The 14,761-nt window shown below is 63.7% G+C and carries 11 protein-coding genes; 4 read left to right on the forward strand and 7 right to left on the reverse strand.

The features are described from left to right. Positions 1-10: 10 nt before the first annotated feature. Positions 11-1,114 (reverse strand): polyamine ABC transporter substrate-binding protein, encoded by a 1,104-nt coding sequence (locus tag LB554_RS09825; RefSeq protein WP_224584287.1) that lies wholly within the window; start codon positions 1,112-1,114, stop codon positions 11-13. 118 nt (positions 1,115-1,232) lie between these two features. On the opposite strand from LB554_RS09825, the gene LB554_RS09830 reads away from it, so the two are divergent. Continuing rightward, a complete protein-coding gene (locus LB554_RS09830; RefSeq protein ID WP_224584288.1) occupies positions 1,233-2,141 on the forward strand; it encodes a LysR substrate-binding domain-containing protein in 909 nt (302 codons plus the stop codon). A 24-nt stretch (positions 2,142-2,165) separates the two neighbouring features. Here LB554_RS09830 and LB554_RS09835 read toward each other — a convergent pair whose 3' ends face one another. Both LB554_RS09835 and LB554_RS09840 read right to left on the reverse strand, forming a co-directional pair. Next, positions 2,166-4,445: an NADP-dependent malic enzyme gene (locus LB554_RS09835; RefSeq protein ID WP_224584289.1), complete on the reverse strand. Its 2,280-nt coding sequence runs from the start codon at positions 4,443-4,445 to the stop codon at positions 2,166-2,168. A 132-nt stretch (positions 4,446-4,577) separates the two neighbouring features. Continuing rightward, positions 4,578-5,765, reverse strand: a complete 1,188-nt coding sequence (locus tag LB554_RS09840) for a glycosyltransferase (RefSeq protein ID WP_224584290.1) — start codon at positions 5,763-5,765, stop codon at positions 4,578-4,580. Positions 5,766-5,925: 160 nt separating this feature from the next. Here LB554_RS09840 and mutS point away from each other — a divergent pair, with 160 nt between their 5' ends. Continuing rightward, entirely contained in the window at positions 5,926-8,658 is a 2,733-nt protein-coding gene (gene mutS, locus LB554_RS09845) for a DNA mismatch repair protein MutS (protein WP_224584291.1), read from the forward strand. Here the strand turns inward: mutS and LB554_RS09850 are convergent, their stop codons facing one another. The 3 genes from LB554_RS09850 to LB554_RS09860 all read right to left on the reverse strand — a co-directional run bounded on the left by LB554_RS09850 (position 8,659) and on the right by LB554_RS09860 (position 12,551). Then, positions 8,659-9,504, reverse strand: coding sequence for an aldo/keto reductase (locus tag LB554_RS09850; protein ID WP_224584292.1), 846 nt, complete (start codon positions 9,502-9,504; stop codon positions 8,659-8,661). A gap of 97 nt (positions 9,505-9,601) precedes the next feature. Further along, positions 9,602-9,994 carry a DUF305 domain-containing protein gene (locus LB554_RS09855; protein ID WP_140614900.1) on the reverse strand — a complete coding sequence of 131 codons (393 nt, stop codon included), beginning with the start codon at positions 9,992-9,994 and terminating at the stop codon, positions 9,602-9,604. 43 nt (positions 9,995-10,037) lie between these two features. Beyond that, a complete protein-coding gene (locus LB554_RS09860; RefSeq protein ID WP_140875646.1) occupies positions 10,038-12,551 on the reverse strand; it encodes a heavy metal translocating P-type ATPase in 2,514 nt (837 codons plus the stop codon). A gap of 201 nt (positions 12,552-12,752) precedes the next feature. On the opposite strand from LB554_RS09860, the gene LB554_RS09865 reads away from it, so the two are divergent. Further along, the gene (locus tag LB554_RS09865; RefSeq protein WP_224584293.1) at positions 12,753-13,565 is read left to right on the forward strand and encodes a glycosyltransferase family 25 protein; all 813 of its coding nucleotides are present in this window, start codon (positions 12,753-12,755) and stop codon (positions 13,563-13,565) included. Positions 13,566-13,796: 231 nt separating this feature from the next. On the opposite strand, the gene LB554_RS09870 is transcribed toward LB554_RS09865, so the two are convergent. Beyond that, on the reverse strand, positions 13,797-14,036 hold the full coding sequence (locus LB554_RS09870; protein ID WP_224584448.1) for a hypothetical protein: 240 nt from the start codon (positions 14,034-14,036) through the stop codon (positions 13,797-13,799). Between LB554_RS09870 and LB554_RS09875 the strand changes: the two genes are divergently transcribed. Further along, positions 13,941-14,693 (forward strand): glycosyltransferase family 25 protein, encoded by a 753-nt coding sequence (locus LB554_RS09875; protein ID WP_224584294.1) that lies wholly within the window; start codon positions 13,941-13,943, stop codon positions 14,691-14,693. The genes LB554_RS09870 and LB554_RS09875 overlap by 96 nt on opposite strands. The last annotated feature ends 68 nt before the right edge of the window (positions 14,694-14,761 follow it).

Consider the following 14,761-nt stretch of genomic DNA (forward strand, 5'->3'; position numbering starts at 1 on the left):
CAGGTACGGCTCAGTTCGTGCCGCTGACGAAACTCGTCCAGAGGCGGGTGACCAGACGCAGCGATTTCGGGTCGCGCGGCTGGGCGGCGAACAGCCGCTTCAGGATGTCTTTCGAGAAATAGATGTTCGGGTTGTCGCGCACGGTTTCATTGACCAAGGGCGTCGCTGCCTGCACGGCATTGGGGTAGAGCGTCGCGTTGGTGAAGCGAGCGCTGACTTGGGGTGCCATCAGGAAATTCATCAGGGCATGCGCATTTTCGGGATGCGGCGCATCGACCGGGACGGTCATCACGTCGAAGAATATCTCGGTGCCTTCCCTGGGCACGGAATAACGCACTTCGACGCCGTTCTTGGAGTCCGCCGCCCTGGCGTTGGCGCCGATCGCGTCGCCGCTCCAGCCGAGCGCCAGGCAGAGGTCGCCCGCTGCCAGTTCGCTCATGATCGAGCCGGATTTGAAATGCCTGATGTAAGGCTTGATGGCAGCCAGCAATGCGCCGGCTTTGCGCAGCTCGGCCTCGTCGGTGGAGAACGGATCGAAGCCGAGATAGTTCAGCGCCACCGACATCACGCCTTCCGGCGAATCGACCATGGCGATGCCGCAATCCTGGAATTTGGCCGCGATCTCCGGCTTGAAGATCATGTCGAGGCTGTCAACCGGCGCGTTCTTCATCCGCGCAGCAACCTTGGCCGGGTTATACATGATGCCCGTGGAGCCATAGGCGTAGGGGAGCGCGTAGACATTGCCTGGATCCTGCCTGGCGAGGAATGCCATGATGTCAGGGTTGAGGCCGCCGGCATTAGGGATTTTGGCCTTGTCGAGTTTCTGAATGGCGCCGGCCTTGGCATATTGTCCGACCAGCGCCGCGCCCGGCATGATGATGTCGTAGCCCGAGCCTCCGGTCAGCGCCTTGGTCGTCAGCATGTCGACGGAATCGAAAGTGTCGTAGACCACCTTGATACCGGTCTGTTTTTCGAATTCCGCGATCGTGTCGGCCGGCACGTAGTCGTACCAGAAGAAGATGTTGACGGTCTTGTCCTCGGTGGCGGCTGCACCGCAAAGCGAGGCGGCGGAGAGGCAAAGCATCGAAGCGGCAAGCAGGGCGAGGCGTCGCATGGCGGCTTTCCAGCAGAAGGGCTATGGCCACAAACTGAAGGATGCGGCATTTTCAAACAAACGGCTTTTCGGCCCGAGTCAGTTGACAAAAATTCACCTGATGCTGTCTCATCACCCCATGAAGCTCCCCTCACTGAATGCCATCAGGGCTTTCGAAGCGGCGGCACGGCTGCGCAGCTTCAAGGAAGCGGCGGACGAACTGCGGCTCACCCCTTCGGCGGTAAGCCGCCACATCCGGCTGCTGGAACAGGCGCTGGGCCTCGACCTGTTCGAGCGCGGCTTCCGGCAAGTGGCGCTGACGCCGAAGGCGACGCACTACGCCCGCCGGCTGTCGGCGGCTTTCCGCGAGATCGAGAATGCGACCGAGGAAACCGGCGAACAGGCAATAAGCCGCAAGGCCAGGCGCGCTTCGTTGTCGATCAACGCCACCTTCATGAACCTGTGGCTCGCCGATCGCTTGCCGCGCTTTCGCGACCGGCATCCCGACTGCGAACTCGACATCTCGATTCATGACGACGAGAACCGGGGCGGCAACCCGAGCGCCGACCTGCGGGTGCTGTTCACCGTCGAGACCGGCGATCCCTCGCTCCTTCCGCTCGTCTCGCTCGTCATCTTTCCGGTGTGCTCGCCCGCTTTCCTCGACAAAAAGAATGCGCCGAGAGAACCCGCCGATCTCGCAAGCTGCCGGCTGCTGCACGAAAACACCACGGTGTGGTGGGAGGAATGGTTCGAGAAGGAGGGGCTCGCCGGATTGGACGCGAAGCCTGGCCCGATCTTCCACGACCCGGCGCTTGCCGTCCGTGAGGCCGTGAATGGCGGCGGCGTGGCGCTGGCTGACAACATCATGGTCGAGGACCTGTTGGCCAGCGGCCAGCTGGTCGCGCCCTTCACGATCCGCCACGCAATCCCACAGAGCTACTGCCTGCGGCAGAAGCCGGGCAACCGCAATTCAACCAGCGTCAGGCTGTTCCGGGATTGGCTGCTGTTGGAGATCGCTAGCCACAAGCAGGTGATGCGGCTGGCATGAGGCGTCCAACACGGGGGAAGCCCCTCAAGCCCCCGCCGTATAGGCGGCGATCGCCGCCATGTTGACGATATCGCTGTCCTTGGCATTCAGCGACACGATCTGCACCGGCTTGTTCAGGCCGACCAGCAGCGGGCCGATGACGGTTGAGCCGCCCAGTTCCTGCAGCATCTTGGTCGAGATCGAGGCCGAGTGGAAAGCCGGCATGATCAGGACGTTGGCCGGACCGGTCAGCCTTATGAACGGGTATTGCGCCATGGCGCGGGCGTTGAGCGCAACGTCGGCGGCCATTTCGCCATCGTATTCGAAATCGACGCGGCGCTTGTCGAGGATGCGCACGGCTTCCTGGACGCGCTCGGAACGTTCGCCCTGTGGATGGCCGAAAGTGGAATAGGCAAGCATGGCGAGCCTTGGCTCGTAGCCCATGCGGCGCGCGAAGCCCGCCGCTTCCTCGGCGATGTCGGCGATCTGCTCGGCGTTGGGCATGTCGTGCACGGCGGTGTCGGCGACGAGCACCGTCTTGCCGCGCGCGAGCACGATCGAGACGCCGATGACGCGGTGGCCGGGCTTGGCGTCGATGACGCGCCTGATGTCGTCGAGCGCGGTCGAATAGTTGCGGGTCACGCCGGTGACGATGCCGTCGGCGTCACCCAGCGCCACCATGCAGGCGGCGAAATGGTTGCGGTCATTGTTGATCAGCCGCTGGCAGTCGCGGAACAGGAAGCCTTTGCGCTGCATGCGCTCGTAGAGATAGTCGGCGTAGATCGAATTGCGGCGCGACAGGCGCGCATTGATGATCTCGATGCCTTGCTTGTTCAAGTCGATGCCGGCGTGCCTGGCGTTCTCCTTGATGACGTCGTCGCGACCGAGCAGGATGGCGGTGCCGAGCCGCTGGTTCACGTAGGAGACGGCGGCGCGCATCACCTGCTCCTCCTCGCCCTCGGCGAAGACGATGCGCTTGGGCTGACGGCGCACGCGGTCGTAGATGCGCTGCAGGGTCGAGGCGATAGGGTCGCGGCGGGCGGAAAGCTCCTGCGCGTAACGGTCGAGATCGAGGATCGGCTTGCGGGCGACGCCCGAATCCATTGCCGCCTTGGCCACGGCGATCGGGATGGCCGAGATCAGGCGCGGGTCGAACGGCACCGGAATGATGTAGTTGGGGCCGAATTTCGGCCGGTTGCCCTGATAGGCCGCGGCGACGTCGTCGGGCACGTCCTGGCGCGCCAGTTCGGCCAGCGCGCGGGCGGCGGCGATCTTCATGTCGTCATTGATGGTGGTGGCCCTGACATCCAGCGCGCCGCGGAAGATGTAGGGAAAGCCGAGCACGTTGTTGACCTGATTGGCGTAATCCGACCGCCCGGTGGCCATGATGGCGTCGGTGCGGATCTCGGCAACTTCCTCCGGGGTGATCTCGGGATCGGGGTTGGCCATGGCGAAGATGATCGGGTTCTTGGCCATCGACTGCACCATGGCGGTGGTCAGCGCCCCCTTGGCCGAAAGGCCGAGGAAGACGTCGGCGCCGTCCAGCGCTTCGGCCAGGGAACGCGCCTCCGTCTTGACCGCATGCGCGGATTTCCACTGGTTCATGCCCTCGGTGCGGCCCTGGAAGACCACCCCCTTTGTGTCGCACAGGACGATGTTTTCGGGCGAAAAACCCATCGCCTTCATCAGCTCGATACAGGCGATGCCGGCCGCGCCCGCACCGTTGCAGACCAGCTTCGTGGTCTTCATGTCGCGGCCGGTTATTTCCAGCGCGTTGATCAGGCCGGCGGCCGAGATGATGGCGGTGCCATGCTGGTCGTCATGGAAGACCGGAATGTCCATCAGTTCGCGCAGGCGCTGTTCGATGATGAAGCACTCCGGCGCCTTGATGTCCTCCAGGTTGATGCCGCCGAAGGACGGACCGAGGAAGCGCACGCAGTTGATGAACTCGTCGGCATCCTCGGTGTCGACCTCGAGGTCGATGGAATCGACATCGGCGAAGCGCTTGAACAGCACCGCCTTGCCTTCCATCACCGGCTTGGAGGCCAGCGCGCCGAGATTGCCGAGGCCAAGAATGGCGGTGCCGTTTGAGATGACGGCGACCATGTTGCCGCGCGTCGTGTAATCGAAGGCCCTGGATGGGTCCTCGGCGATGGCGCGCACGGGCACTGCCACGCCTGGCGAATAGGCGAGGCTGAGATCGCGCTGCGTCGTCATCGGCTTGGTGGCGACGATCTCCAGCTTGCCGGGCCGGCCCATGGCGTGGAATTCGAGCGCTTCCTGCGCGCTGACGGACGGACCGTTGTTCTCGGTTTTCCTGGCCATGGTGCTTTTGATTTCCTCGCCGGTGCGGCACCTCCTTGAAGCGGGTACCTGTGTGCTTGCGAATTAAGACCACGGGCCGCCGCGTGTAAACCACGAAGCTGGGCAAAGCTGCTTCAAAGCGGATACGGCCGGTCAGAAGCCTTTCCGCGCCGTTGTCGTGATTTCATCCGCATGCTGGCGGGCCGTTGCCCAGCGCCGCAGCGTCCTGGTTCCGGGAAACGGCCATTGCGTCAGCGGCGGTTGGCTGCTTCCCATCCTCTTCAACAGGTCGGACAGGAACACTGTGAGTTCCTCCCGTTGAGCCCGCACCTTGGCCAGCGTGCGGTTGCGAATCTCATCGCGGGGAATGGCGCGGTCGCGCAACGTCTCGACCGCGCGCCGGATCGCCGCCGGATCGGGCTCGGCGATGATGCAATAGTCCGGATCGAAAAAGACGTCCCGGCCGCCAAGACTGGGCGTGCTCACCACCGGCAACCCCGCCATCAGATATTCCATGCTGGAGCACATCGCCCCTTCCGCCGCCGACAGACAGAGCCCAACCGCGGCCTGGTTGTAGACGCGGTTGACCTCCTGCGGCGCCAGCCAGCCAGTTAGGCCATTGACGATCGGGTTGGCGATACGATGCAGCGGCGATTGCGCCTGCAAGCGACGGATGAAGGCACGGTCGCCGGCCCGCGGCAGCTCGCCGATCGAAAAGGTAATGTGGGCGAGCCTTTCGATATCGAAGGCGAGGTGGTGGCGCTTGGTGTGCGAAATGCGGCCGTTATAGACCGCATCAAACTCGACAGAAATGTCCGGCAGTGGTCGAAATATGTCCTCGCTGACCATCAGATTGTGGTTGGAGAAGATCGCGGTTCCTCCGGCAGCAGTGACCAGACGACGCTCCTCTTGCGTGTTGCAAAGAAAGATCAGTTCGTGAAGCGAGAAGCTCTCACGGTACCAGGCGAGATCCCTGCCAAGCTTCGCGACGACATGGGGCCGCTCAAGCGTCCAACTCGGCATCAGCAGGAACACGGCGCGGCGCGAGGCCAGGCGACGGCCGATTGCCACCACTGAGTTGAGGGGGCGCTCGCCGCCGATCGGCGTGTAGATCAGCAGCGGATCGTGGCTGAGCACGTAAGCTGCAAGCCGAATGCCGCTATCCAGGTGGGACAACGGACCGCTGAGCGGCAGCGCGAAAGGAAGGCGCTTGGCTGCTACAAACTTAAGCCTGCCCAACCGTTGGCTGGCGTGCCGAGCTGTCATGAGCCAGAAGCGCTCGAGCGCCGAGTCGATCGGTCCCACCATCTCCTCGAACGTTTCGTGCCCGTCTTTGTCCATGACATCCCCGCCATTATTGCCCAAGATGACAGATATTCGCGATCGCCGCGTCGGGCAATGCAGCTGAACAGCCGTTCCATGAAGACGGCTCGCGGTCTTCCCCTGCTTTTCGATGGCCTGGCATTAAACCCCGCCATCACATCTGCTAGCGTGCCGCGCCATGAACATGCACAGCCCGAACGAGCCCGACGCCGCCCCCGAGGCGATGACGCCGCCGCAGCCCGGCGTTGCCGCCGTCACACCGATGATGGAGCAGTTCATCGAGATCAAGGCGGCTAACCCGGATTCGTTGCTGTTCTACCGCATGGGCGATTTCTACGAGCTGTTCTTCGACGATGCCGAGAAGGCGAGCCGGGCGCTGGGCATCGTGCTCACCAAACGCGGCAAGCATCAGGGCCACGACATTCCAATGTGCGGCGTGCCGGTGCATGCGGCCGACGACTATTTGCAGAAGCTGATCAGCCAGGGCTTCCGCGTTGCCGTCTGCGAGCAGATCGAGGATCCGGCCGAGGCCAAGAAGCGCGGCTCCAAATCGGTCGTGCGCCGCGACGTGGTGCGGCTGGTGACGCCGGGAACCATCACCGAGGACAAACTGCTGGCGCCGTCGGAATCGAGTTATCTGATGGCGTTGGGTCGGGTGAAGGGCGGCAGCGAGCACAGCTTTGCAATTGCCTGGATCGACATCTCGACTGGTGCTTTCCGCGTCGCCGAGACCACCGCCGACCGGCTGCTGGCCGACATCTTCCGTGTCGATCCGCGCGAACTCATCGTCGCCGAGCCGGTGTTCCATGATCCCGACCTGAAGCCGGTGTTCGACGTGCTCGGCCGTGTCGCCAGCCCACAGCCGCCGAGCCTGTTCGATTCGGCCTCGGCCACGGGGCGGATTGCGCGTTTCTTCGAGGTGGCGACACCGGACAGTTTCGGCACGTTTTCGCGCGCCGAATTATCGGCGATCTCGGGCGCCATCGCCTACGTCGAGAAAACGCAAAAGGCCGAGCGGCCGCCGCTGTCGCGGCCCGAGCGCGAGGAGCAGGGTTCGACCCTGTTCATCGATCCGGCGACGCGCGGCAATCTCGAACTGTTGCGTACGCTGTCCGGCAGCCGCGAGGGTTCGCTGTTCAAGGCGATCGACCGCACGGTGACCGGTGGCGGCGCAAGGTTGCTCGCCGACCGGCTGATGGCGCCGCTGACCGACCCGGCGGCCATCGGCGCGCGGCTGGACTCCGTCTCGTTCTTCCGCTCCGAGGTCAGGCTTTGCCAGGCGGTGCGGATGAGCCTGAAGAGCGTCGCCGACATGCCGCGCGCCCTGTCCAGGCTGGCGCTCAACCGGGGCGGGCCACGCGATCTCGGCGCGCTTCGCGCTGGTTTCGAGGCGGCCGGTGCCATCGCCGAAACCTTTGCCGCGATCGCCCTGCCCCAGGAGTTGGCCGGCGCGATGGCCGCGATCAAGGCGCTGCCCAAGGCGCTTGCCCAACATCTCACCCAGGCGCTCGGCGACGAGCTGCCGCTGCTCAAACGCGACGGCGGCTTCGTTCGCGGCGGCTACCACCCGGACCTCGACGAGATGCGGGCGTTGCGCGACGAGTCGCGAAAAGTGATTGCCGGACTGGAGCGCTCGCTGATCGAGGAAACCGGCATCCGCTCCCTGAAGATCCGGCACAACAATGTGCTGGGTTACTACATCGAGGTGACGGCCAATCATCACGCCGTCATGACTGGCAGCGATGGCGCCAAGGCGCGCTTCATCCACCGCCAGACCATGGCCAACGCCATGCGTTTCACCACGACCGAACTCGCCGAACTCGAGACCAAGATCGCCAATGCCGCCGACCGGGCACTGAGCATCGAACTGGCCGCCTTCGATGCGCTGACGGCGGAGGCGGTCGGCGCGGCCGAGGCGATCCGCGCCGGCGCCGACGCGCTCGCCGTGCTCGACGTGTCGGCAGCGCTTGCGCTTCTGTCGGAAAGCGAGGCCTGGTGCCGGCCGGTGGTGGATTCCAGCCTCGCCTTCGAGATTTCAGGCGGGCGGCATCCGGTGGTCGAACAGGCGCTGCGCCGTTCGGGCGAAGGCCCATTCGTCGCCAACGATTGCGACCTCTCGCCGGAGGGCAATGCCAAGAACGGCGCGATCTGGCTGCTGACCGGCCCCAACATGGGTGGCAAATCGACGTTCCTGCGGCAGAACGCGCTGATCGCCATCCTGGCCCAGACCGGCTCCTTCGTGCCGGCGACATCGGCCCATATCGGCGTCGTCGACCGGCTGTTCTCACGCGTCGGCGCCTCGGACGACCTGGCGCGCGGCCGCTCGACCTTCATGGTCGAGATGGTGGAGACGGCGGCGATCCTCAACCAGGCCGGCGAACGGGCGCTGGTGATCCTCGACGAGATCGGCCGCGGCACCGCCACCTTCGACGGGCTGTCGATTGCCTGGGCGGCGGTGGAGTATCTGCACGAGAAGAACCGCTGCCGGGCGATCTTCGCCACCCACTTCCACGAAATGACGTCGCTCGCCGGCAAGCTGGCGCGGCTTTCCAACGTCACCATGCGGGTCAAGGAGTGGGAAGGCGACGTCGTTTTCCTGCACGAGGTCGGCAAGGGTGCCGCCGACCGCTCCTACGGCGTCCAGGTAGCCCGCCTTGCGGGCCTGCCGGAAGCGGTGGTCGACCGCGCCAAGGCGGTGCTGCACCAATTGGAGCAAGGCGAGGTCTCCGGCAAGACCAACCGGCTGGTCGATGACCTGCCGCTGTTTTCGGTGGCGATGAAGCGGGAAGCGCCAAAGCTGGTGAAGAGCGACGCTGTGGGCGCGGCACTCGATGAGATCAATCCCGACGAGATGACCCCCAAGGAAGCGCTGGAGGCGCTTTACCGGCTGAAGGGGCTGGCGGAGAAATAGTCAGATCATTTCCAGTCCGCGCTTGCGCGTCGGTGGGGGGAATGCACGGTCGAGATCGGCGAGGTCATCGGCCGTAAGCTTTATGTCCAGCGCGGCAAAATTCTGGCGGACGTGCTCCTGGCTGCTGGCCTTGGGAATGGCGATAACGCCGTCCTGATGCATCACCCAGGCCAAGGCGATTTGCGCAGGGGTCGCATTGTGACGGGCGGCGATGGCGTCAAGCCTGCTGTTGCGCGCCAAAGCACCCTGCTCCACCGGCGAATAGGCCATCAGCGGAATGCCGCGCTGGCGGCCCCATGGTGCAAGGTCGAATTCGGGGCCGCGCCGGATCAGATTGTAGAGCACCTGATTGGTCTGGACATTGCCGCCCGAGCGCAAACCGGTGAGCTCTTCCATTTCATCGGTATCGAAATTGCTGACGCCCCAGTGGCGGATCTTGCCGGCCTTCTTCAACGCCTCGAAGGCCTCGACCGTCTCGCCCAAAGGCACGCTGCCCGGCCAGTGCAGGAGATAGAGATCGATGCGGTCGGTGCGCAGCCGCTTCAGGCTTTTCTCGCAAGCCGCCGGCACGCCGGTGCGCGAAGCATTGGACGGCAGCACCTTGGAGACGAGAAAGAGTTCTTCGCGCCGGCCGGCGATGGCTTCGGCCACCACCTCCTCGGCGCCGCCGCTGGCATACATTTCGGCGGTGTCGATCAGCGTCATGCCGAGGTCCAGCCCAAGCTTCAAGGCATTGACCTCCCCGGCTCGACGGCGGGCATCCTCGCCCATTTTCCAGGTGCCCTGTCCCAGCACCTGGACGGCTTCGCCCGAAGGCAGCTTGGTGGTTCTTGTCGTCGTGGGCATGGGGGCTCCTGGGTAAGCGATCGAGGCGCATGGCATCACAAGCATACGGAGAAATCCAGGATGGAGCTCGGGTTCTCCGGTCGCCGCCGTTGATGCCTTACTTCACCGGATGGGCGGCGAGCCAGTCCTGCATCTGCTTGATTTCGGCTTCCTGCGCGGCGATGACGTTTTCGGCGAGTTTGCGGATTTCCGGATCCTTGCCGTTGGCCAGTTCGACCTTGGCCATGTCGATCGCCCCCTGATGATGCGGGATCATGCCGCGGACGAAATCGACATCGGCGTTGCCGGTATATTGGGAGGCCATCATGTCGGTATGCATCTTGTCCATCGCCGCCTTGTAGCCCGCCGTGGAAGGGCTTTCCGCCCCCATGGCCATGGCACCCATGTCGTGCTTCATCTCCTCGCTCTGCGCCGGCACGCTTTCGAGGAAAACGGCAAGCAGCATTCCGGCGGCCATCAGCAGCAGCACGAGTTTTTTAGCCAAGGTCATTCATGGTCTCCTGTCGGTTGGGTTTCGTATCTGGGGGTTAATCTCAGAGTTTCAACGTTCTCAGGCGCAATGCGTTTGCGATCACCGAGACCGAGGACAGGCTCATCGCCGCCGCCGCCAGCATCGGCGACAGTAGCGTGCCGGTGAGCGGATAAAGCACGCCGGCCGCGACCGGCACACCAAGCACATTGTAGAGGAAGGCGAAGAACAGGTTCTGCCGGATATTACCGATGGTCGCCTGGGCCAGGGTTCGGGCGCGGACGATGCCGTTGAGGTCGCCCTTGACCAAGGTGATGCCGGCGCTTTCGACCGCGACATCGGCGCCCGTTCCCATGGCGATGCCGACATCGGCGGCGGCAAGCGCGGGCGCATCGTTGACGCCGTCGCCGGCCATGGCGACGGCGGCACCCTTGCCGCGCAGTTCCTCGACCAGCGCTGCCTTCTGTTCCGGCAACAGACCTGCCCGAACCTCGTCTATGCCGAGATGTCCAGCGATCGCCCTGGCCGTGCGCTCATTGTCGCCGGTCGCCATGATGATCCGCAGCCCGCTGCCATGCAGCGCCTTGATCGCCTCGGCCGTGGTCGCCTTGACCGGATCGGCGACGGCGACGATGCCGGCCAGCTTGCCGTCGACAGCGACGAACATCACCGTCTTGCCATCGCCCTGCAAGGCTTCCACGCTGGCCAGGACCCCGGAAACGTCGATGGCGAGATCGGCCATCATCGCGGTATTGCCGAGCGCGACCTTCTTGTCCGACACCGTGCCGGAAACGCCTTTGCCGGTAACCGCCTCGAAGCTGCCGGCCTCGGCGATCTTCACGCCGCGCTGGCCGGCTCCGTCGACGATGGCCTCGGCCAGCGGATGCTCCGACCCTTTTTCCAGGGTCGCGGCGCATCTCAGCAATTCGTCCTCGGAAAAGCCGCTGACAGCCACGACATCGGTCAATTTCGGCCGGCCCTCGGTCAGCGTGCCGGTCTTGTCGACGATCAGCGTGTCGACGGAGGCGAAGCGCTCGAGCGCGGCGGCTTCCTTGATCAGCACGCCGGCATGCGCGCCGCGCCCGGTGGCGGTCATGATGGACATCGGTGTGGCGAGACCCAGCGCACAGGGACAGGCGATGATCAGCACCGAAACCGCCGAGACGATGGCGAAGATCAGGCTGGGCTCGGGGCCGAAGATCGCCCAGGCGACGAATGCGGCGATCGCGACCAGGACGACGGTCGGGACAAAGTAGAAGGAAACGCGGTCGGCCAGGCCTTGGATCGGGGCGCGCGAGCGCTGTGCCTTGGCGACGAGTTCGACGATGCGCGACAGCGTCGTCTCGGCGCCAATCCGTTCGGCGCGCATGATCAGCGAGCCATTCTTGTTGAGCGTGCCGCCGGTCAAGGCGTCGCCTTCGGCCTTCTCGACCGGCAAGGGCTCGCCCGTGATCATCGATTCATCGATGGAGGAGCGGCCTTCGAGCACCGTGCCGTCGACCGGGACGGCATCGCCGGGACGGATGCGCAGGCGATCGCCGGTCTTGACCTCGTCCAGCCCGACATCGATCTCGGCGCCGTCCTCGGCGACCCGCCGCGCGGTCTTCGGCGCGAGGTCGAGCAAAGCTCGGATCGCCGATCCGGTCTTCTCGCGGGCGCGCAGTTCCAGCACCTGGCCGAGGAAGACCAGCGCGACGATGACGGCGGCCGCCTCGAAATAAACCGGCACCGCACCGCCATGGCCGCGAAACTGATGCGGAAAGATGTCCGGGAAGAGCGTGGCGACGACGCTGTAGAGATAGGCGGCGCCGACACCCAGCGAAATCAGCGTCCACATGTTGGGGCTGCGGTTGAGCATCGAGTCCCAGCCGCGATGGAAAAACGGGAAAGCGGCCCACAGCACCACCGGGCTCGCCAGCACCAGTTCGATCCAGACCTTCGCGCGATCCTCGACCAGGCCCTCAAGCGGCAGGCCTACCATCGGCGCCATGGCTACGATCAGCAGCGGGACCGACAGCACCGCGCTCACCCAGAGGCGTCTGGTGAAGTCGACCAGTTCGGGATTTGGCCCTTCATCGCCCGTCGGCACGCCCATGGGCTCGAGCGCCATGCCGCAGATCGGGCAGGAGCCGGGCTTGTCGCGGAGAATCTGCGGATGCATGGGGCAAGTGTATTGCGTGCCCTTGGGCATCGGCGCCGGCGCCGGCCTGTCGCCGAGATAAGTTTGCGGCGCCGCCTCGAACTTCGCCTTGCAGCCGGCCGAACAGAAATAGAAGCCCTGGCCTTCATGGCGGACAAAATACCTGGCGTCGGCGCGGTCGACGATCATGCCGCAGACAGGGTCGACGGCGGTCAGATAGCTTTCCGGCTCGGCCTGGAACCTCGAACGGCATCGCTCGCTGCAAAAATGATAGAGGCGGCCGCCATGCTCGGATGTCGGCTTGCCGGCGGCCGACTCCACCGTCATGCCGCAGACCGGATCGCGCAGAACCGCATCCGAATCTCCGCCCGTGCCCTTTGCCGCGCAGCAGCCGCCATGAGCGCCATGCGTGTGATGATCGTGATCTGAATGCGTCATTTCTAATGCCTCGATGCACTGCTTCGAAGCAGAGGTAGTGCTTCCAGTAACTGGAAGGTCAAGGGCTGTTTTGAATTCGGTTCTCCGAACCCAGCGGATTGACCAAATGGCGAAAACTGTACACAACCGCGCGCCCACACTAAAAAGCGCGCCGCTTCTACTATATCGTTCGCCGCCCATCCCGCTGGACCTTTGTCGACAATGAAGTGCCTGGTCATAAACCTAGATCGGTCCCCGGACCGACTTGCACACATAAGTGCAGAGTTCGCCCGGATCGGCGTCGCGTTCCAACGCGTTGCGGCGGTCGATGCACGTAGCCACCCTGAATTCGGGCAGCAACCGCAACATCCGATTTATGCGTCCCGGCGTTTGTTGGGCAGCGAAGTCGCCTGCCTGCACAGCCACCGCGTCTGCTGGACGATGCTGGCGCAGGACGAGGCTCGCTACGGCGCCATCTTCGAGGACGACGTGGTTTTTTCAGCAAAGGCCGGTCCGTTGCTTGCTGACGACGGCTGGATTCCGCCAGATGCCGACATTGTCAAATTGGAAACGTACTTCAAGAAGACCCTCATTCACCGACGAAGGATCGCCACCGGTCATGGTTTTTCCGCGTTCAGGCTCTACAAGAACCATCCGGGGACCGGGGGTTACATCATCTCCAGACAGGCCGCGCGCGATCTCCTCGAAGCGACCGAAACGATCAATATCACCGCCGACGATCTACTTTTCACCCCGGCGTTCGGAGTCTCGTCCAGCAAGACGATCTACCAGCTCGTCCCTGCGCTGTGTGTGCAGGACCAGTTCGTCAGCGACCGACTGCCAAGCCTGCTTGGGGAGGAGCGGGATGCCGCAAGAACCGGCAATGAGCTTGTCGCGAAACGCAGAAGGCCGGCGGCTGAAAGAATTATGAGCGAAGGCGGACGGACAGTGCGGTGGGTTCTCGGCTTCTGCAGAGGCCGGCGACACATCGTTGTCCCCTTCGAGACGACTGGGAAGCCGACTAATCTTGCCTGACGGCCGCCAAGTCCATATCCGGCGCCGCAGGAATGCGCTTGAGCTCCGCCCGAAGGCAAGCCCGACCGACATCTATGGCAGGAAGCTCCAAAGCCTGCCAAGATAAATATAAAGCTTCGCGTTGCTTCCACCTTGCCGTGTGGCGAGCGGACACAGAAATTGAATCCTGCTCTATCCAAAATATCGATAGTGATTCCAGCCAGGCGATGGTAAACATCCGTGTTTCCCTGTTTATTGACAAAAAACCAAGTCCTTCTCATAAATAAAAGACTCTGGTTCCGCATGTGCTATAGAGCGCCATAAGAAAAAAGCTTTGTTGAAGAAATGAAGTGTCTGGTCATCAACCTCGATAGATCCCCCGACCGGCTTCCCCATATGACGGCGGAGTTTGCGCGCATCGGCCTCGGATTCGAGCGGGTTGCCGCAATCGATGCAAGGGGCCGGCCAGACCTCGCGCTGCAGCGCCAGCATGCACGATATGCGGTGCGACGTCTGTCCGGCAGCGAGATCGCATGCTTGCACAGCCATCGCGCCTGCTGGGCCATCATCGCGCAAGATGAAGCGCCCTACGGCGCCGTCTTCGAGGACGACATGGTGTTTTCCGCGAAAGCCGGTACGTTGCTTGCCGATACGAGCTGGATTCCCGCCGACGCCGATGTCGTCAAGCTCGAGACATTCTTCCACACAACCGTGATCCAGCGGGAGAGGTTTCCCGTCGGCGGCGGCTTTTCCCTGTTCAGGCTCCGCAAGAACCATATAGGGACGGGCGGATACCTGCTCTCCCGGCAGACGGCACGCGCCCTTCTCGAGACAACCGCCGATGTCAATATGGCGGTGGACAATCTCATCTTCGATCCCACATTCGCGATCTCGACCGGCAAGACGATCTACCAGCTTGTTCCGGCGCTCTGTGCGCAGGACCAGTTCGTGGGCAACAGGTTGCCGAGCCTGCTCGAACAGGGTCGGGAGGCCGAGTGGGTCGCAAGCGGGCTCGCCAATGGACACAGGATACGGGTACTCGCGCGTATCCGCAGGGAGGCCAGCCGGGCAGCGCGGCAGATCACCGATCTCTGCAGGCTACGGCGGCAGATTGTCGTCCCGCTCGCTCCAGTCGAGGCAAACGACTAGAGCGTTTGCGGGATTGACAGCAGGCCCATACCCAGCGCCGCGAAAACACGCTATAGACGCCGCCCAAA

The sequence above is a fragment of the Mesorhizobium sp. CO1-1-11 genome (assembly GCF_020164995.1).
Classification (GTDB): Bacteria; Pseudomonadota; Alphaproteobacteria; order Rhizobiales; family Rhizobiaceae; genus Mesorhizobium; species Mesorhizobium australicum.